The sequence below is a fragment of the Rhizobium sp. P2_G2 genome, assembly GCF_056403555.1.
This window is the reverse complement of record NZ_JBFUFF010000016.1, coordinates 63,048-81,049: the sequence shown is the minus strand read 5'-3', so window position 1 is coordinate 81,049 and position 18,002 is coordinate 63,048. Positions and strand designations below refer to the sequence as shown.

17 protein-coding genes are annotated in these 18,002 nt (G+C 51.9%); 9 read left to right on the top strand and 8 right to left on the bottom strand.

The genetic code is table 11. The annotated features are described in order from the left end of the window. Nucleotides 1–114: 114 nt before the first annotated feature. Complete coding sequence (locus tag AC1D06_RS14890) at nucleotides 115–1,062, top strand: amino acid ABC transporter permease (RefSeq protein ID WP_477986796.1); 948 nt, start codon at nucleotides 115–117, stop codon at nucleotides 1,060–1,062. Continuing rightward, nucleotides 1,055–1,861, top strand: a complete 807-nt coding sequence (locus AC1D06_RS14885; RefSeq protein ID WP_477986795.1) for an amino acid ABC transporter ATP-binding protein — start codon at nucleotides 1,055–1,057, stop codon at nucleotides 1,859–1,861. Before AC1D06_RS14890 ends, AC1D06_RS14885 begins: the two co-directional genes overlap by 8 nt. A gap of 183 nt (nucleotides 1,862–2,044) precedes the next feature. Here AC1D06_RS14885 and AC1D06_RS14880 read toward each other — a convergent pair whose 3' ends face one another. Together AC1D06_RS14880 and AC1D06_RS14875 are read right to left on the bottom strand one after the other, a co-directional pair. Continuing rightward, nucleotides 2,045–5,326, bottom strand: coding sequence for an EAL domain-containing protein (locus AC1D06_RS14880; RefSeq protein ID WP_477986794.1), 3,282 nt, complete (start codon nucleotides 5,324–5,326; stop codon nucleotides 2,045–2,047). A 667-nt stretch (nucleotides 5,327–5,993) separates the two neighbouring features. Beyond that, entirely contained in the window at nucleotides 5,994–8,804 is a 2,811-nt protein-coding gene (locus AC1D06_RS14875) for a BT4734/BF3469 family protein (protein ID WP_477986793.1), read from the bottom strand. Between the two features lie 667 nt (nucleotides 8,805–9,471). On the opposite strand from AC1D06_RS14875, the gene AC1D06_RS14870 reads away from it, so the two are divergent. The 3 genes from AC1D06_RS14870 to AC1D06_RS14860 all read left to right on the top strand — a co-directional run bounded on the left by AC1D06_RS14870 (nucleotide 9,472) and on the right by AC1D06_RS14860 (nucleotide 11,298). Then, the gene (locus AC1D06_RS14870) at nucleotides 9,472–9,837 is read left to right on the top strand and encodes a WYL domain-containing protein (protein ID WP_477986792.1); all 366 of its coding nucleotides are present in this window, start codon (nucleotides 9,472–9,474) and stop codon (nucleotides 9,835–9,837) included. Between the two features lie 77 nt (nucleotides 9,838–9,914). Further along, nucleotides 9,915–10,769 (top strand): hypothetical protein, encoded by an 855-nt coding sequence (locus AC1D06_RS14865; RefSeq protein ID WP_477884267.1) that lies wholly within the window; start codon nucleotides 9,915–9,917, stop codon nucleotides 10,767–10,769. Nucleotides 10,770–10,911: 142 nt separating this feature from the next. Next, the gene (locus tag AC1D06_RS14860; protein WP_477884265.1) at nucleotides 10,912–11,298 is read left to right on the top strand and encodes a WYL domain-containing protein; all 387 of its coding nucleotides are present in this window, start codon (nucleotides 10,912–10,914) and stop codon (nucleotides 11,296–11,298) included. Here the strand turns inward: AC1D06_RS14860 and AC1D06_RS14855 are convergent. After that, nucleotides 11,279–11,986, bottom strand: a complete 708-nt coding sequence (locus AC1D06_RS14855) for a hypothetical protein (RefSeq protein WP_477884263.1) — start codon at nucleotides 11,984–11,986, stop codon at nucleotides 11,279–11,281. The genes AC1D06_RS14860 and AC1D06_RS14855 overlap by 20 nt on opposite strands. A gap of 58 nt (nucleotides 11,987–12,044) precedes the next feature. Further along, nucleotides 12,045–12,464, bottom strand: a complete 420-nt coding sequence (locus tag AC1D06_RS14850) for a hypothetical protein (RefSeq protein WP_477884261.1) — start codon at nucleotides 12,462–12,464, stop codon at nucleotides 12,045–12,047. Nucleotides 12,465–12,561: 97 nt separating this feature from the next. On the opposite strand from AC1D06_RS14850, the gene AC1D06_RS14845 reads away from it, so the two are divergent. Beyond that, nucleotides 12,562–12,984 (top strand): hypothetical protein, encoded by a 423-nt coding sequence (locus AC1D06_RS14845; protein WP_477884259.1) that lies wholly within the window; start codon nucleotides 12,562–12,564, stop codon nucleotides 12,982–12,984. Between the two features lie 47 nt (nucleotides 12,985–13,031). Here AC1D06_RS14845 and AC1D06_RS14840 read toward each other — a convergent pair whose 3' ends face one another. The 3 genes from AC1D06_RS14840 to AC1D06_RS14830 are packed head-to-tail and all read right to left on the bottom strand — an operon-like array spanning nucleotide 13,032 to nucleotide 14,467. Continuing rightward, nucleotides 13,032–13,529: a hypothetical protein gene (locus AC1D06_RS14840; protein ID WP_477884257.1), complete on the bottom strand. Its 498-nt coding sequence runs from the start codon at nucleotides 13,527–13,529 to the stop codon at nucleotides 13,032–13,034. Between the two features lie 22 nt (nucleotides 13,530–13,551). Continuing rightward, nucleotides 13,552–13,962 carry a hypothetical protein gene (locus tag AC1D06_RS14835; RefSeq protein WP_477884256.1) on the bottom strand — a complete coding sequence of 137 codons (411 nt, stop codon included), beginning with the start codon at nucleotides 13,960–13,962 and terminating at the stop codon, nucleotides 13,552–13,554. Between the two features lie 43 nt (nucleotides 13,963–14,005). Then, the gene (locus AC1D06_RS14830; protein ID WP_477986791.1) at nucleotides 14,006–14,467 is read right to left on the bottom strand and encodes a hypothetical protein; all 462 of its coding nucleotides are present in this window, start codon (nucleotides 14,465–14,467) and stop codon (nucleotides 14,006–14,008) included. Nucleotides 14,468–14,636: 169 nt separating this feature from the next. Between AC1D06_RS14830 and AC1D06_RS14825 the strand changes: the two genes are divergently transcribed. Beyond that, a complete protein-coding gene (locus AC1D06_RS14825; protein WP_477884252.1) occupies nucleotides 14,637–14,999 on the top strand; it encodes a hypothetical protein in 363 nt (120 codons plus the stop codon). A gap of 167 nt (nucleotides 15,000–15,166) precedes the next feature. Next, nucleotides 15,167–15,685 (top strand): calcium-binding protein, encoded by a 519-nt coding sequence (locus tag AC1D06_RS14820; RefSeq protein ID WP_477884250.1) that lies wholly within the window; start codon nucleotides 15,167–15,169, stop codon nucleotides 15,683–15,685. 116 nt (nucleotides 15,686–15,801) lie between these two features. On the opposite strand, the gene AC1D06_RS14815 is transcribed toward AC1D06_RS14820, so the two are convergent. Beyond that, on the bottom strand, nucleotides 15,802–16,413 hold the full coding sequence (locus AC1D06_RS14815; RefSeq protein ID WP_477884248.1) for a recombinase family protein: 612 nt from the start codon (nucleotides 16,411–16,413) through the stop codon (nucleotides 15,802–15,804). A 206-nt stretch (nucleotides 16,414–16,619) separates the two neighbouring features. Between AC1D06_RS14815 and AC1D06_RS14810 the strand changes: the two genes are divergently transcribed. Next, entirely contained in the window at nucleotides 16,620–18,002 is a 1,383-nt protein-coding gene (locus AC1D06_RS14810; RefSeq protein ID WP_477986790.1) for an AAA family ATPase, read from the top strand.

The window sequence follows — 18,002 nt, the reverse complement described above, 5'->3', positions numbered from 1 at the left end:
CGTCCTATTCAGCGCGTCTTGAATGATACCGAGCGCCGTTGCATCCTCCGATGCAGCGGCGCTCGATGCTAAAATAGGCTCAGGCGTCGGTTTCGACGCTGCAGGGATTGAGACATGAGCATCGCAGATCCTCTCGGGGGCGGCGCCCACATGGCCGTCGCGGATCAGGTCTTGCGCCTGAAGGTCGTTCCCCGGCGACATTATGGCATCTGGGTCGGGACAGTGCTGGCGCTTGTCCTGGCCGGCCTGATCATCCGGGCATTCGCGGTCAATCCCGCCTTTGCCTGGGACACGGCCTTGCGCTACCTGCTCCATCCGCCGATCCTGCGCGGTCTTGAAACTACGCTTATACTGACCGTGCTGATCATGGCCGTCGCTATCGTCGTCGGCACGGTGATTGCCATCATGCGCGTGTCGCCGAGCCCTGTTCTCAGGGCCTTTGCCGGCCTCTATGTCTGGTTCTTCCGCGGCGTGCCGGCTTTGATCCAGCTGATCTTCTGGTTCAATCTGTCGCTGCTGGTGCGCGAGATTTCGCTGACGCTGCCGTTTTTCGGCACGATCTTCTCGGTGCGCACCAATGACCTGATGACACCCTTCCTCTCCGCCGTGGTGGCGCTGTCGCTGTGCGAGGCGGGCTATATGGCCGAGATCATCCGGGCCGGCATCAAGTCCGTGCCGAGCGGCCAGGCCGAGGCGGCGAGCGCGCTCGGCATGTCCTATCGCAAGATCCTCAGACGCATCATCTTGCCCCAGGCGATGCGCTTCGTCGTGCCGCCGACCGGCAATGATGCGATCAACGTGCTCAAGCTGACCTCGCTGGTGACCTTCATCGCCGTCGATGATCTCTTCTATTCGGCGCAGAGCATCTATGCCCGTACCTTCGAAACCATCCCGCTGCTGATCGTGGTGGCCTTCTGGTATCTCGCCGTTGTCAGCATCATGTCGGTCGGCCAGCATTTCCTCGAACGGCATTTCGGGCGAAGCGACAAGCGCGACGATTCCATGCTGCTGGACATCATGCGCAATGCCGTGGGCTGGCCGAGGAAGCAAAGCCATGTCTGACGCCAAGAGCGCCAACCGTGCCCGCTTCCAGATCCCGCGCGATTCCATGGTTTTCGCCCGTGGGGTGCGAAAGTCCTATGGCAGCCTCGAAGTGCTGAAGGGCGTGGATCTGGATGTACCCACGGGATCGGTGACCTGCATCATCGGACCTTCCGGCTCCGGCAAGAGCACCTTTCTGCGCTGCATCAACCACCTGGAGAAGCTCAGCGGCGGGCTGCTGCTGGTCGACGCCGAATTCGTCGGCTACGACCTGGCCGGCGACAATCTCTACGAAGTCCGGGACGACCTGCTCTGCCAGCGCAGGGCCGAGATCGGCATGCTCTTCCAGTCCTTCAACCTGTTCTCGCATATGACCGTCATGGAAAACATGATCGAGGCGCCGGTACAGGTCCGCCGCATTGCCGCGGAACAGGCCCGCGCCGAAGCGACCGTGCTCCTGGCGCGTGTCGGCCTGTCGGACAAGCACAACCGCTATCCAAGGGAACTCTCCGGCGGCCAGCAGCAGCGCGTGGCGATTGCCCGCGCCATGGCGATGAAGCCGAAAGTGCTGCTGTTCGACGAACCGACATCGGCGCTCGACCCGGAACTGGTCGGCGAGGTGCTGAGCGTCATGCGCGATCTGGCCGAAAGCGGCATGACCATGGTCGTCGTCACCCACGAGATCGGCTTTGCCCGCGAGATCGGTGATCAACTGATTTTCATGGACCAGGGCGTGATCGTCGAACGCGGCGAGCCCCGCGCCATGATCGCCAATCCGCAATCGGCACGCACGCGCGAATTCCTGTCACGGGTGCTGTAGCCGCTTGTGACAGGCTCTCTTTCGCCATCGCACCTGCACAACAGCTCAATCGTCCGGTTCCCGTTCAGGCGAACCGTTCGCGCTTCATGCACCGAATGGAAGGGCCGGTAGTTGCAAGTCGGCTCCCGAGGTCTGCTGGCCACCGAGTCAGGCGGAGCGGTGATGGCCCGCGTGACGTTGGCACTACACGTCAGTACCGGTCGCCACGCTTTTCTTCGGTTTCCGGCCTTGGCCGCTCGAACGCTCCGGCTTGGCCAGGCGCAGATTGGCTTGATTGAGATCCCGGACCTGGAGCCAGATTTCGGCGTCTTCGGGTGTGAGTGGTTTTGCGAACAGGTAGCCCTGTCCCCATTCGCAGCCCAGATCGGCGAGTTGCTGCGCCTGGGCTTCCTCTTCGATCCCCTCGGCGACGACGCTCATGCGCATGCCCTTCGCCATCGCAAGGATGGTGGTGACGAGCTGCAGGTTTTCGGCATTCTCCATCATGCGCGATATGAAGGAGCGGTCGATCTTCAGAATATCGATCGGGTATCGATGCAGGTAACTGAGCGATGAATAGCCGGTGCCGAAATCGTCAAGGCTGATCTGGACACCCAGTGCCTTCAACTGCTTCATGACGCTGACGGCGCGTTCGGGATTGTCGACGGTGCTGCTCTCGGTGAGTTCGAGTCTGATGAGCTTCGGATCGACCTCTGTTTCCGCCAGCACCCTCTGTACGCATTCGACCAGGTCGTGCTGAGCGAACTGGCGTGGCGAGAGGTTGACGCTCATCGTCAGGTGTTGATCGCTGCCGAACATATCGGTCCAGGACTTTGCCTTGAGGCAGGCCTCTCGCAACACCCAGAGCCCCAGCGGAACGATCAGGCCGGTATCTTCGGCCACATTTATGAAACCTCCGGGGTAGATCAGCGGTTCGTCCTTGCGCTGCCATCGGATCAGGGCTTCAAATCCGGAGACTTGTTGCGACTTCAACGACACGATCGGCTGGTAATGCAGAACGAATTCTTCATTTGCCAGGGCCAGGCGCAGGCGGTTTTCCAGGTGCATGCGCGCTGACGCCGCATCGTGCATCGACGGATCGTAGATGGCGGCCCGGGCCTTTCCAAGGGTCTTGGCCTGGTACATGGCAAGGTCGGCATCGCGCAGCAGATCGATTGGGTCGAGATAGGCTGAGCCATTGCCGGCGATGCCGATGCTGGCCGTGGTATGGACGAGTTCGCGTCCCAGGACGAAGGGCTCTGCCAGAACCTTCTGGATCTGCTCCGCCAGACGCCATGCCTTGCCCGCATTGTCGTCGTCGGCGATCAGCACGATGAACTCGTCACCGCCCAATCGCGCCAGCAGATTTCCGCGTATCGTGGAAACGAACGCCGATTGCTCTTTACTGCCGTCGCCGAGCAAAGCGCGCAAACGATCGGCGACGCTGATCAGCAGGTCATCGCCCACGATATGTCCCAAGCTGTCATTGATGATCTTGAAACGATCGAGGTCAATGAACAGGACCGAGAAATTGTAGCTTTCCCGTCCTTTTGCCTGTTCGATTGCTGCCTTTGCCCGGGTCATATAGAACGTCCGGTTCGGCAGGCCTGTCAGTGCGTCATGTGTCGCATCGCGCACCGCTGCTTCCTTGGCGACCAGAAGTTCGCCGGTCAATCGCTCCTGTTCGGCAACCGTCACCGCCAGCGTCTTGTTGGTTTCAACCAGATCCGAGCGCGCGTTGCTCAAACCGATGCGGGCCTGCTGCAGGCCGAGCGCCGCGTGTTTCACCCCATCCTGCATCAGGTTGAAGCTGTGCGCCATGGCGCCCAGTTCATCGCGTGAATTGACAATGACGGGCACGACATCGATCGAGGCGACGGCGGCATCCAGGCGTCCGGAGCCCAGCGCCTCCATGGCATTGGCCAGATCCTTGACGGTGCCGTTGGCCAGTCGACGCGCTGCGGCGCTGACCTGGTCGGCGGAATGCGCAATCATGCCCGGCAGGACAATTCCGACACTGATCGTCAGGAGTGCAACAGCAACGAAAATATCTTCGAGCACGGCGACGAAGCCGGCATCGCTCTTCGGTATGGCGCCGATCGCCAGCATATAGCCGCCGGCATCGAGCGCCAGCACCAGGAGCATGGCGCCGGTCAGTTTGACGTGCAGCGAGTTCCCGACGCCTTTCTGGCCGGTTTCGCGCCGGTCCTGCAGCTTTCGCCAACCGTAGAGCAGGGCTCCGGAATAGGCCATCAGCAGGCCGATCACCACGGTCGGCAGCCCGAATTGTTCGAAGCCGAGCATGGCGCTTGCGCCCCAGACCGCGGCGGCGCCCAGGCCGAGACTGATGGTGCCTTTCGGCGCGCGATAGGGTCGCTCGGCGTCGGGTGCGTCGCGGCGCAGCAGCCAGACGGCGACCGATGGCATGCATATGCCGATCAGATACGTGAAATTGGCCGCCGCGATCAACCAGATCGGGTCGCCGATCAGCAGAAATGCAATGGCGAAGCCGGCGGTCGCTAGTGTCGCGACATAGGGCGCGTCGGTCGACATGCGTTTCGACAGGAAGCGGGGCGCAAGGCCATCCTCGGAAATCTGTGCCAGTGTTCTGGCCGCGCCCGCCAATGGCTGGAGGGTGCCGTGGAACATGTTGAACATCATGAAGCCGATTGCCGCCGCCTTTGCGCCGCTGCCAAACGCCGGCGCGAAGGTCGGCCCGAGAACCTCGGAGAGATCATGGCCAAGCGCTTCGGGGCCGAGTGTTCCAAGCCAGACGATCGGCAGGATGACGAAAAACAGGCCCGCCATAAGGCCGCTGACGCGCATCGCACGCGGCACGTTCCTGACCGGATCGACGGTCTCTCCGACATGGCATGTCGCGGCCTCGAAGGCAGGCGCGCCGAAGCCCACCAGATAAAGGCCGGCCATCAACGATGTCATCGTGCCGAACCAGCCTGGGAAAGGAACGGTGATGTGCAGGTCGAACGACCTGTGCCAATCAACGGCACCACTCAATATCGGTATGATCGCGGACAGGAAGGCAAGCGTTGCCGATGCGCAGGCGATCGGGATGGCCAGACCCGCGACCCAGCGCACGCCCAGCAGGTTGACCACGGTGAAGGTGGAGACGATGGCAATGGCAATGATCGAAACCGGAACGCCAGGCAGGCACCATTGCTGGATTGCGACCCCGGAAAGGATCGCCGTGACGCCACAGGTCGGAACCCAGCCCCACCAATAACAGACACCCGTCAGTGCCGACAGGATTGGACTATAGGGTTTGAACGCCTCGGTGCAGGCGGCCGATATGCCACCCACCCGATTGGGCGACATGAGCACCAGCTCGGTCCAGCCGGGAGCGGACACGTAGCTCAGAACAAGACCAAGCGCCAACAGGACCAGCGACGCGCTCCCCTGGCCTGCAATGTCACCCTGGCCGACGAACAGGGCGGTGATCAGGAACAGCATCTGGTTGCTGCCGCCCATGGCCAAAGCCGACGTTCCCCGCCACCCAATCACCCTTGGATGCGCGAGGCCTCCATTGGGTGGCTTCGCATGCGATTGACTGTCTGAAACCTGCATGTCCGGGCGCCATACATGAGAGAAAGGTAATTAAGTAATCTGACAAATTACTGAAAAATATGTGAACCGATAAACTACAAGTAGACACTGCCGTCAGCTTCAGCCATTTCGAGCGACGTCGTGCCGGCTGTGCCGGACCTTGACTGTCTTGGACGCGCGTTGTCCTGAAACCGGTTCCCACTTTCAGGCGACACGCTCTAATCTCAGCCTCGTGCAACAGGCGATCTCAAGCGACATCCGGTCGAACTCTCCAGCGTCGGCGCAGCGGCGCGAACAGCTTCATGGGCAAAACTTGGGCGCGGTCAAAATGAAGAAGGCGGCCCTTTTTGAGGCCGCCTTAAACACTTGTAATCACAAGAAAAAGGATGGTGGGCGTGACAAGGATCGAACTTGTGACCCCTACGATGTCAACGAAAAAATGCTTATCGCTGCCCGTCCGCTTTCCAATGTAAATTCATAGCCAAATCAGCTGCATACCGCTTTATAACAGAGCGGCGAGGATCGAGCAACTGGCCGATTACTGTGGGCTGAGTGTGACCACAGTGTGCCCGTCGCCGGCTTAAAACCGAGATCAAATCGGCTTCTTTTCAGTGATGTTTCCCTTGATGAAATCGGCCAAGTTTTGGCCCGGCCTTGCGCACCATTCCTTGTCTTTCATCACCTTGTAATCTTTGGTTTTATAGGTGACGCTCCAAAACTCAAAGCCCGACCGTTTCAAAAAGTCTCGAATTTGGTCCTCGCAAGTTCTGATGCGATGGCTGGTGAAACCCAATCTCTTCAGTTCAGACTGCCGGAATTCGAAAGCCTTTTCGTTTTCGGAAATGACGAAATCCTCTGTAAAGTTTCCATAGTCGAAATCAAAAAAACCGGTAATTTCGACGTCTGCGCCAAGGCTTTCGTTGGTAAAAATGTAAACATCTTTTGCTTGCCCATGGATCAGCCTTGCCCGGCCAACGGCTTGTTTTGTCTCGGATTTCGCGAGTTGATCATGCATATGCCGCAGCCGATCATCTTTGAATACGTGATTAGACAATGACATCGCAGACCCGGCTTTCATTCGAACCGGTACGTTTTGGTCCCATTTCTCTGTCGAAATACTCTCCCCAAAAAACGCCTTTCCGCGCCTCTTCAAATCCTTCTCGTCAAGGTAATTGCGGCCTAGGATGATTAGACAATCGACATTCTCGAACTCATTGGTCCCGCGAAGATTCCCAAAATGGCGGACCAGCTTGACGCCAACCTGCTCGGCGACATCTAGCGCAAAGTCAGGGCATCCACGAATACTCTTGTAAGTAATTAGCCCGGCTGTCCTGCCGCCCAATTGGTCCCGTTCCACAAGGGCTTTTATCTGCGCAATCGCGCGGTTCCGGACGTCCTCATTCTCAAAGAGTATTTTCTTCGATCCGCAAAAATTCGGGGTCTGGTACACGTTTATGTCGGGTTTAGATTTCACGCTGATGTCGACGTAACGGACGCTTGGGAACATCTCTTTCATGAAATGCTCGTCGGCTGTCGCATCGAGATGGAGGATAGGTGTGGTTTGATACCGATCGGCGATCGTCCGATAGCGGCATAAATGAAGCTCACCACCGGAACATGAAATATCGCGATGCAGTTCCTTCGCGCTTACGCAGTTGGAGACGTAATCAGCAAGATACCGAAGCGTCTTTGATCCAGACGCTGCGTTTTTTTCAGGCGAAAGCGTTTTGAAATCCGAAAGAATTTTCGATCTGTGTTCATCAATGGCGTCGCTAAGCAACTTTTGCTGTTCCATCGATGACAGCACCGCGCGCAGACTTGCAAATTTGCACTCGGGAGAAACCTTTTCAGTATCAAACCGCAAGCAGGTTTCATCAACGACTATGAAATCTGGTTCCCATGTCCGATCTGCTGGTTCGGCGTTATCGTAAGCATCAAGCTTAATGCCACACCAAAAGGCGCCCGGCGCATTGTAAAGCTCTTCAGTCGCGGCAAGACGGATATTAGCCAGCGGATTGATATGCGTCGTGTAATCACAGACAGCGCCACGCATGCAGCCTGTCATGCAAAAATCGGTCGGAATCGATCCGTGGAATTTTTCGTATGCATCACCATTCTCACACATCCGGTGACCATTGGCGTCTACGTAGCCTTTGCCTCGAACGACCGTTGCGCTCGTCATATGCTTAAATCCGGTTTTTTTCCGATGCTGCCCAATAAGTCTGTTTAATTTCTTGTAATTTTCATCCACCAACTTATGCGTCGAACAGAGGATTAGAACGTTGACTGAGTAGGGCAATTTCGCGATCTCTTGCAATGCAAGGGTGGTCTTCCCGAACCCCATGGATGCGCGAATGACGGTTGACTCTCCGGTCTTGAAAAAATTTGAAACCGTTTCCCTCATGAGCTTCTCGCCATCCGGAACAGACAGCATGGGCGCGAAAACATGGTCGCTAAGTTCAGCTTTTAGCTTTCTCGTATCCCATCCCCGAACGTGCTTCTTTTCGGGCTTCTTGTCCGGTCGCCAACCAAAGCTCATTGCAATTTTGCAGAGATTTGCGGTGAAATCCCTTTTCGCTGCACGCAACTGACCACGAAGGTCCGAACTCAGCTTCGCTTTGTCGTCAACGATCCAATGAAATTCGAGCAAACCAATTCCGGGTTCACCGAGGATATAAAGCACGGCAAAATTGATTGGGCGACGCTCATGCCAGGTTAGATCACGTGGAATGAACGACAGCATTTCGGTGACTTCCCGAGAATCCAACGTATCGCTTTTCCCGCCAGAGTTGGTCGGAAGAACCGGATCTGCAGCAGCCTCCACGACACAAAGTTCGTTGACTTCAAATGTCTCGCAATCGGGATTGAAATAGGCATCCGGATCATGACAAAGGAAGCTGGCTTGTGAAATGCTGTCGGCAGAATCGTCAAATTCGACTTCAAGCCACTGATGCAGATAGTCAGCACCACGATCATAGGCTCGGACAAATCGGAGTTTGTTCTCTTCTAATGACAGGCTCGGATCGAATGCGAAATCCGATTTAAGAGCGAGCTTCATTTTGTTGCTCGGCGACCGATGGACATAGAGCACGCATGGAATCGTCTTGGCCACTGCAATCCAATGGTCATAATCGGTCTGTTCGACGGCCGTATCGACATCGTACTGAATAACACCAGTCGCAACGGAATTTTCATTCAATATTTTCCCAGAGCCGATGAAGCCGGGATAAATGGCGGGGAATAGTTTAACCTTCAGCTTTGCCCTTTTCGCCTTGTCAGGTTCAGCACGGACCTGTTCCGTCTTCCCTTTCAATTTTCCGCCACGAATAAATTTAAAAACTTCTTCAGATTCAACGAGATAAGCTTCACTTTCATGGACGTCTTCGACAATCAAGAACTGCATAATTTTCCTCTTCAATATTTCAAAATGACAATGATGACGCACGCTTCGCGCGCGCGTCTTCGACCGATATTTGTTGATAATTGGAATCCGCTAGAAAAAGCGCCGGGCATCTTAAGCTAATAGAGAGATCGCGCCAAAGGGCGGGCCAATGAAGTACAAGAACCAATTTCAAATATATTCACTGTTATGAGCCAAATCAGTGCAGGTGTCAAGCGCATTCGAAAATTTTTTGATATATAACTTCGTATATCATAAGGAGAAATCAGAAGTTTAATTGCTAAATCAAATGTAATATTAAGTTCTATATTTTTAATTTTTATCGTTTCCGCCGACTATAGTTTTTAAAATCATAGATTCAAGAACTTTCTTTGTGATCACGCATTTTTCTCCTTGCAATTCCGGAATATTCCTGTATATTATGATCTACGGTCGAGGCTGAAGAAACGGCAATGACTGATCCATAAAAATCAAAATATTTTTTAGATGGTCGAATGATTTAATTCGACATTCATAACGTTTTTATTAGGAGTTTGAAATGGAATAACGGTGTTCATCTTAGCATATGTGTAAACTGATACTTTAATTCAAGTTGTCGATCAAATTTAATAATTTCTATCTCCTTTTACATTGAAGGAATGTATTATATTTATTGGCGTTATGGAGAATAATGAATAACAGCAATCTAAGTCCCAACAATTATGCCGTCTGCGAAGAATGGTATGAGGGCAATTCTCGAGATCTAACCGCAGAAGATAAGTCACCGATCGGCAATTACGGCCATCGCCTGATTCAAGATTCTATTGGTGAACGGCGCTCCATCGAAATCCGCTACAAGGATGACGACAAGCCAAGGCATTTTGATCCGTATGTGTTCTACCAACACACGGGAACCGGCAATTACCTGATCCACGGGCTGCAAACCCTTGATCCAAACAAGCCGGAATTTCAGCCCAAGCGGCGAACTTTCAATCTTGCTGAAATTCAATCGGTTGAAATGTCCGAGAGGCATTTTGAGCCGGAAAACCAATTTTGATGCCGACCAAATGAAGGAAGTCGAAGGCATCATTGCAATTATTACAACAAAAACATCAATTTAAAAGGAAAAATATTATGGAAAATACATCGAATAACACTGTCAATTCCGCCGAATTCGCAAGCGCCAAGCGCGAGCCTTTTATGCACGCCGACAATCAGAATGAGATCACATCGAAGCTTACCGACCTACCTGTGCGCGAAGAAAATCAAATAGCCGCGAAGGTTTTCGCGGCCACCTCTGCCAGAAAGGTAATCTCCATCCTTCTCGAAGGAGAGAGCGATTATATAACCGTCCACCCATATTTAATTTATGGTCTATTTCCAGACGAGTTGTTCCTGCTTTGCTATGGAGTCGATGAAACCGGTAGGGTATCGCAAGACAGCGGTTATCGTGATTTCGACCTATATGCGATCAACGAAATGGTGGAAACCGGCGAAGAGTTCGAATGCCGGGATGATTTCGATGTAGAGAATCGCGATTTGCATCCCGACTGCGACCCAGATTTCCACGAAATTGTTGCCGCTTGCCAGCCCAATTGGATCAATTCGGAAGATATTTGCTATTTCCATGAAGATGGAATGCCAATTTGCGAGCTGCGACCACGCAAGATCGATGAAATGGCTGATGCGGAAAGCCGCCTGCGCGACATTGTTTGGTATAATCGCTGCTACCTTCGCAACAAATATGCAATCGAAGATGGTTCAATGAAAATCATCAACTCCAAGCAAGCATCTTGGGCGTACGGTCAAACAGAAGTTATGGTCGACACCATCTGGCAGGGAGCGTGCAGGTCGGCGGCACGGATCGAAGCCGAAATTCCGATGGACGAATTGCTCATCGAAGACGAATTCGAATGGGGAATGATCAACGGGAAGCTTTCTGCTTTGCGGTGGGCGCTCGGTTGGGAATGGGATTTCTTGGACACCTAAGCCGGGATTATCGACCATTCGACGCCAGCTTGCCAGCTGCCTGTCGGCCTAACTACTCAAAATTTTCATTGGAGAAGGCGCAGCGCGGCATGCGCCTTTCTCCGAATTTGCGAAATAATTATTTGAAGCATTAAGGAATAAAATGACAAACCAAGACGAACTCAAAACGGAAAATATCCGGATCATTAGAGAGGCAATGGACCGCAAACGTATTATCCAGTTTTCATATTACGGAACGCGCATTACGCATCGCTTCGCGCCGCATGAAATCAAATCTTCTTCTGCCGGGCTATATGTCGCTGGAACGTATTACGACGACAGCGCCAAACGCTCACCGCGAAACTACACAATCGCGAAGATGTCGGACATTCGAATAACGTCTCAAACTTTCCAGCCACCAAAAACCTTCAATCCGCGAAAATCCGACCGCAACAAGCAGGTGGTCGCACGGGTGAAGACGGCGGACGAGAAGGAAATGGAGAAATTGTCGATCTTCGATTTCATGCCGCTCACCCGGCAATCGCGGTAGTGGGTGAGAATGCCGGTTCGCCGGCGATATTTACCCTGGCTCTGGCGGCGGCATCGCGGGCCATCGGATGCGAGTGTTCCTCACCTAATGCAGCAATTGGCAGAAGGAGCGGTGAAGGGCGACTAGCGATCTCCCGGCACACGGCTTCGGCCACATACATATCCTCGTTGGTGACCAGCGTAGTGAGGAAATCTAAGTCTGACAGGTCAAGCGAGGGAATAAGGATGGGCAAGATGATGTCTTTGTCCGGCTCAGAGCTTAAGGAAGATATCAGTTCCCTCAACGTCGCTTGATCGGCTGCGATCCATGCATGGTCCGGATGTTGGTCGTAGACATATCCTCCAATCTCAAAGGCGCGTTGAACCGCCTTTATGAAGCTGTCGACACTATCGAAGACAATGCGACTTTCCCCATCGTGCGCAAGATGTAGCACCGCGCCGCCAAAGGGAGCGCGGCAAAGAACAACGTGGTGATCGCTCGTGCCGGGGTCATCAATGATTACGCCTTCAAGATCGCGCACAACGGGATGGAAGGCTCGGAACTCTTCAGTCCGATTGAGTGAATCTGCTATTGTGAGTAGACCGAGACCATCCCGCATGAGCCGTTGTTTATCGACAAACCGGAAATGGTCCTGAAGTTGCTCGGCAATGCCGACGTCGCCAGTTAACGCGATCAATCTAGGGTTCATTCCATTTAGACCCTTATCTTGTCGTCAGACTCGGTCAGTAGCTTGCTGTGATCAACGACTAAAATTCTCGCGTATATTCGCCGTGAGACTCCATAAAGTATCCCTTAGAGACCAGCCATTTATTAATATTCTCGCCATCAGAATAGAAAATTGCCGCTTTTTCGTCGCCCTTTACGCAAATCTGAAGAGGCTTATTGCCAATTTTCATTGCAAGCGCGGCTTTAACTTCTTTAAACCACTGAAGGAAAGACTGTACCGATTGTGACGGGACCCCGAGATCTTTGAAGGCAAGCACGGTATTGTATCTCAATTCGAACCCGAGATCGACGTCCACGCGTACGGCTTTCGGAAAGAACTCGATTGCAGTCGCGGGATAGAGCCTTCCAAGGCAATCGGATTTATCCTCGGCTGCATTGACGGCAGTTACGCACAAATAGCCGAAGGCGGCGATGGAAAAGATTGTGGTCACATGTTTCATGCTTCGGAAATACTGCAGAATTCAGGCGAATTGCGGGCGATCGATGTCGCGGGTTTAGTCGTCACGGAAAAGACACGAATATTTCCTTGGTTCAACCATGCAGATGTTTAAAATTAAAATTGCGCTTACGGTCTTGGGTTCGCTGGTTCTCGCCATCCCGGCGACAGCCCAAAGCAAAATTCCGTGTTTCGGGCGAGAGTATCCGGCCAAGGTGATCACCGTTTTCGCCAGATCGGCACGGCTGGACGTGGATTTGGGATTTGGCCTTAGCTATCAAGGCATTGTGGAATTGGACGGCACAAAAGAACCCAACAAGCCCGTTGCCGAATGGTATGGCAAGGCAAGCGAAGCGCTTAGTCAGAAAATCTATGGCAAGCTCCTGACTATTTGCGTTGTGAACGGTGAAGGGAAAGAGGCGTACTTTTACGTTGATGGCAATGAAATAAACAGAGGGATGATCAAGGAAGGCTTCCTTGACGCTATGCCGACTCCGCCGTTCGGCGTGAGAACGGATTTTTGATTGCTGTCTCGTTTGCACATAGGTTTTGGTGAAAGCCGGAAACGGTTTCATGGCATCCGCATCGGTTCCGTTTTGCGCCAAAAGTTCTTTCCATGCTTTGCCTTCAGCACGCGAACGGCGCGCACTGCTTGTCTGTTGCTTTCGGAATCTTCAATAATTGCCGATGCGCCACAACTAACGTCGCCAAATTCAAACACGCGTTGACCGTCCGGTTCAATCTGGTCATGGACGGCAACAATGATCTTCGCCGGTCCGTTCCATTTGGCCGGGACTTTGAAATTCGGCCACATCGCGTACGCTGTGATATTTTTAGCTGAAACGGGTTTCCCATCGAGATTTGCGGTGATTGCCAGTTCAAACCTTGCAACTTCATGGTTCGGAAATTTTGGTATTGGATAAGCAATCTTGTCATATTGGGTGACGGTTGCTTCGAAAGCTTCGCCATCGCCCAAACCGCGCAAGTCAGGTGGAAGTCCAAGGGAACACGGAAACGCCATTGTTGTTTGGGCGGCAATCACTACCGCAAGGATTGACGCTTTCATCATCTTCGTTTCGCCGGTGAAATTATCATAGTATGGGAACATTCTTCATGTAGAAGTGATTAAGAAAAATACCATTTGGCTCTTCGTTCGCGAAGTCGTCGAGTTGCATGGCTGAATAGCAAGAAATTTTTTCAATATAAATCGAACATCGATTTATCCGAGTGAGATTGCCGTTCTGAATTATACGAAAAACGATTGAAACGCCAAGCAAGCCTTCTAAAAGGTTTCCTTTTGAACAACTTTCAGCAATGTTTTGGAATGCGTTAAACACGCTAGTTTTTGAAAGATTCTCTTTCGGGATATCGACGCCAACTAATAGGAAACAACCGGGTTCATCCGGATAGCCACTTTCACGAATGGCTGTGTAGATCGAAAAAGGGAATTGTGCGTTTTTGGAACCGTCCCTTAATCGGGCGCATATATCGTCATTGTCCATGTCAGGTTCTCTGATCGGCACCATTCACGGCCTGTAGAATGCGCTAATTCTCTTGGATCGCATATCCTTCATGGATGACGTGAGCGTTGCGTTGATAAATTTTGGGCAACCGGTTGATATCGACATTTTGCACGCCGCGAGAAAAGATGTCGTATCTTTCCCATTCAGTCAGTCCATCCATACTTAGAATTTCGTCAATCCCGCCAGGAAGTTCCTCTTGCATGATCAGCAAGCTGTCTGGCCCGTCTATTTCATAGAAAATATTCGTGCGAAGCTTATATGCAATCATCTTATAGATAAATGTTCTACCTTCCCAATTATTTTCGTCATAGGGCGCTTCGATAAGGGCCATCATTTGGGGGAGAATGTCCTGGCCGATCTGTTTCGAAAGATAATGACAGCATTCGACCAAGACCGAATGCACGATCCTTACATTTTCAACGCCGCGGGTATCCGAGATTTCCAACACAAGTTCGCGAAGCTTTTCGGTTATGTCGATTGTCATAGAGCCGCCGATTGAAGTGGTTGTATTTGATGATTGCGCTTTGAAAATTGGGCATCAAGCGATCCCATCGCTATCGAAAGGAAGTAGGTTTTCATGTGTCCCTTCACAGAGCTTACTCTTCACACAAGGTAATTGCCTTCTTTAGGCCGAAATCGATTGGAGCAAGCACATGCCTATCAGCGCAAGATCAATATTCGCTTTCGCCTTCATGTGCCTCACCATTTGCACGGCACACGCTTCAGACGATCAAAAAATGCAATTTTTTTCTCGCTATGCTGACCTTCTGAACGAAACGTGTAGAGACGGGTATGTCTTACATAGCAATGAAGCCCACGAAAAGAAGTCGTTCTGTATTGGCTTTCTATATGCCGTCATGTTGCGGTTGGAATTGGATAAAGAGGCATGTTTCGGTGCTGATATCGGACCAATGATCGAAGCCGCATCAAGAATTCTGATGTCTGCAAAGCCACGCGACGATGCATGGGTTGTTTTACGCAATGGATTTCGAAAGCAATTTCCGTGCAAGTCTTAATCGGTAGGTTGTAAGCATTCGCCCTAAATATACACGTCTAACGAAAATTTTTTTACCTGCATTATTGAAGGATAAGACGCGACAAATCGAGGCGATAGCTTCTTTGTACTTGTCAAAGCACTGATGTAGTGTAGTCTAATGTCCGCCAAAATTCAGGGAGTGGATCAATGACAAAGATTATCACGAACGGAGATAAGGGTGGGTTATTACAGGGAACGCCCGGTGACGACATCATAAATGGTGCCGGTGGCAATGACATCATAGGCGGGTTTCCCGGCGATGATACAATCAACGGCGGCACCGGAAACGATCATATTAACGGTGGCATTGGCCACGACGTGTTGACCGGCGGCGCGGGTTCCGACGTGTTTGTTTTCAAAGCCTTCACGCCTGCAGACAGCGACGAAATAACCGACTTTACTGTTGCCACCAAGGCGCACCGGCACGGCGACTTCATAGGTATCGACGGCTACTACTTGACCGCATTCAGCAGTGGTCAATTCTCGCCAGACGAATTCACGACACACTCACACGCGCAAGATTCCAATGACTACCTGATTTATACCCACCACAAACTGTTTTATGACGCCGATGGCAGTGGCGACGGGGAACAGGTTTTGCTGGCCACTTTCGACGGCAAGCCAAATATCACCGCGCACTCGATCCATGTCTTCGTAGAAATGTAGGCGAAATCTCGTTGTCACAGAATCGGTGCGATATGGCATGCGTTGAAGTACGTCGCCAGAAAATTGGCTTGCAGTTCAGGAGTCAGGTTAGTTGGCCTGACTTCCTTCACTCGGTGTTAAACTGGCTTGGCCAGCCGCGAAAGCGTTGACCGGCTACATCCGGTCGCATCAATAATCTTATTCCACGACATGCCGCTTGCAAGCATCTGCCGAATCCCGGCATTCCGTGCTTTGTCTTCGGGCCTTCCTTTATAGCGACCATCGGCTTTGGCTTTGACTATTCCTTGCGATTGCCGCCGACGCCGATCGTCATAATCCTTCCGCGCGATGGCCGCTAAAAGATCAAGCATCATGCCGTTGATCGCATCGAAAATTCGGCTTTGGATGTCATCGGAATTTCCCGTTGCCATCATCCAAGACGTTGGAAGGTCCAAGGCGACAACCTTTATTTTCTTCGCCTGAAGCTCGCTCTTGAGCTTTTGCCAGTCATCGGCATTCAGTCGAGAAAGCCTGTCAATTTGCTCGACAAGCAAAATGTCGCCGGGTGTGCTGTCGTTCAGGAGTCGGAATAATTCAGGACGCTTCAGAGAAGCGCCACTTTCGTTCTCGGTATAGGTTGCGGCGATTTTCAAATTCCGCTCAGCCGCAAACTGGAAAAGATCGTCCTTGGCGCGGTTGGCATCTTGATCTTTGGTCGAAGCGCGAAGATATGCACGGACGAATGTCATTTTGGAACCGCCTAGTTCGTTTTATGTGGTTCGCTTATAAACGGTTCGCTTTAAGTAGTCAAATTGGATTTATCGAACCAGATTTATGCCGGTTCGCAAAAGGCATACGCATAGAGTTATTCGCGTTTCTCGTCCGCGCTAATAGGAAACTATAGCGGCGTTGACACAATTGCCAATACGCCACATGATAGAGTTGTGAGGGGAAAATGCGCCTTTTAAGATTTATTGCTCGCAAGGTTCATGGGTTTTTGAATTTCGATCTGGAATTCAATATTGGCGTGACATTTCTTACCGGCATTAACGGCAGTGGAAAAACGAGCGCATTGAACGGCATCATCGCACTCACCACTCCCGATTTGGCGATGCTCGCCAGTCTGGATTACGAACAAATCGCCGTCTTTCTTGAATATTCCGGCCAAATTTATTCGATACAAGCCACGTCGCAGGGCGGAGAAGTCAACCTTTCAGCCAATGGAGTTCAAACTACATTTAAATATCTTCGGTATATTCCGGACTCAGATGCGTCGCCCACCCGACAGGAAACAGCCGAGGCGGAATTCTACAGGGATTTGCTTTCGAGTAAAGCAAACCACCCGGTCTTTAAAGTGATCGCCAATCTGCCGACTCCAATGTTTCTCGGCATCGATAGGCGCGCGACTTTGGTGCGGGCTTCCGTTCCCGTCTTCGTCGGGAACCGCTTTAGATATGGAAAAAACGTTTTCAATCGTTCGCTACTTGGCGGGCTACATGCCGCCGCACGTTTAGCGGAAGAAAGCTATCGGGATGCCCTGATCCAAGGCGGACGCTACAGCGAACTGTTGCAACAAGAGATGTTGCTTGGACTACTCGGTTCCGACGTGGTGGACGAGCCTAAACCATTTAATCCAGAAAGTATCTCGACACGTGCCGAACTTAAAGAAGTTGGAAGGGTCCGTAAGGGTGTCGACAATMTTTCAAGAATAATGGGACTTCCCACAGAAGAGGTGCGCCGCCGTCTTTTTCCTGTTTTAGATAAACTTGAGGAGTTAGCGTCTAAGATTCCCGTTGAAGTCCAAATGCGTGACCTATACACTGAAAGCGAAAGGCGTGACGCCATAATTCGAGCTTATATCGATTGGAACACGAACCAGCATCATCTAAGGCGAATAAAGTTTATTTCTGAAACTGTCGAGAAGTATAACGATCTTAGGGCTTCGTCACTTGCGCCAACACGCCGTTATCAGAAGCTGGTCAACCAGTTCTTGAAGGACAGCGGAAAGGAAATATGGTTTAATGAAGAAGGGTACATATCTGTTAAGTTGGCTGGCGTGGGGGAAGAGCGGCCAATATCATCTTTGTCCTCGGGTGAGGCGCAAATATTTACTATACTAACTCACTTATCATTCAATCCGTTGGCGGAAAGAGACAACGTGTTCATTATCGATGAACCAGAACTGTCTCTACATGTGCAGTGGCAAGAAATGTTCGTTGACAGCGTTATGTCGGCCAATCCAAACATTCAATATATAATGGCCACACACTCTCCATCGATAATACTGGAAAGGGTAGCAAATTGCATTGATATTGTCCGGCAAACGCGGAAAAACTGA

What these genes read in the sequence shown, in the direction of transcription:
- AC1D06_RS14890 (WP_477986796.1), top strand. Translation starts at nt 115, where the DNA reads ATGAGCATCGCAGATCCTCTCGGGGGCGGCGCCCACATGGCCGTCGCG.
- AC1D06_RS14885 (WP_477986795.1), top strand. Translation starts at nt 1,055, where the DNA reads ATGTCTGACGCCAAGAGCGCCAACCGTGCCCGCTTCCAGATCCCGCGC.
- AC1D06_RS14880 (WP_477986794.1), bottom strand. Translation starts at nt 5,326, where the DNA reads ATGGGCGGCAGCAACCAGATGCTGTTCCTGATCACCGCCCTGTTCGTC.
- AC1D06_RS14875 (WP_477986793.1), bottom strand. Translation starts at nt 8,804, where the DNA reads ATGCAGTTCTTGATTGTCGAAGACGTCCATGAAAGTGAAGCTTATCTC.
- AC1D06_RS14870 (WP_477986792.1), top strand. Translation starts at nt 9,472, where the DNA reads ATGAATAACAGCAATCTAAGTCCCAACAATTATGCCGTCTGCGAAGAA.
- AC1D06_RS14865 (WP_477884267.1), top strand. Translation starts at nt 9,915, where the DNA reads ATGGAAAATACATCGAATAACACTGTCAATTCCGCCGAATTCGCAAGC.
- AC1D06_RS14860 (WP_477884265.1), top strand. Translation starts at nt 10,912, where the DNA reads ATGACAAACCAAGACGAACTCAAAACGGAAAATATCCGGATCATTAGA.
- AC1D06_RS14855 (WP_477884263.1), bottom strand. Translation starts at nt 11,986, where the DNA reads ATGAACCCTAGATTGATCGCGTTAACTGGCGACGTCGGCATTGCCGAG.
- AC1D06_RS14850 (WP_477884261.1), bottom strand. Translation starts at nt 12,464, where the DNA reads ATGAAACATGTGACCACAATCTTTTCCATCGCCGCCTTCGGCTATTTG.
- AC1D06_RS14845 (WP_477884259.1), top strand. Translation starts at nt 12,562, where the DNA reads ATGCAGATGTTTAAAATTAAAATTGCGCTTACGGTCTTGGGTTCGCTG.
- AC1D06_RS14840 (WP_477884257.1), bottom strand. Translation starts at nt 13,529, where the DNA reads ATGATGAAAGCGTCAATCCTTGCGGTAGTGATTGCCGCCCAAACAACA.
- AC1D06_RS14835 (WP_477884256.1), bottom strand. Translation starts at nt 13,962, where the DNA reads ATGGACAATGACGATATATGCGCCCGATTAAGGGACGGTTCCAAAAAC.
- AC1D06_RS14830 (WP_477986791.1), bottom strand. Translation starts at nt 14,467, where the DNA reads ATGACAATCGACATAACCGAAAAGCTTCGCGAACTTGTGTTGGAAATC.
- AC1D06_RS14825 (WP_477884252.1), top strand. Translation starts at nt 14,637, where the DNA reads ATGCCTATCAGCGCAAGATCAATATTCGCTTTCGCCTTCATGTGCCTC.
- AC1D06_RS14820 (WP_477884250.1), top strand. Translation starts at nt 15,167, where the DNA reads ATGACAAAGATTATCACGAACGGAGATAAGGGTGGGTTATTACAGGGA.
- AC1D06_RS14815 (WP_477884248.1), bottom strand. Translation starts at nt 16,413, where the DNA reads ATGACATTCGTCCGTGCATATCTTCGCGCTTCGACCAAAGATCAAGAT.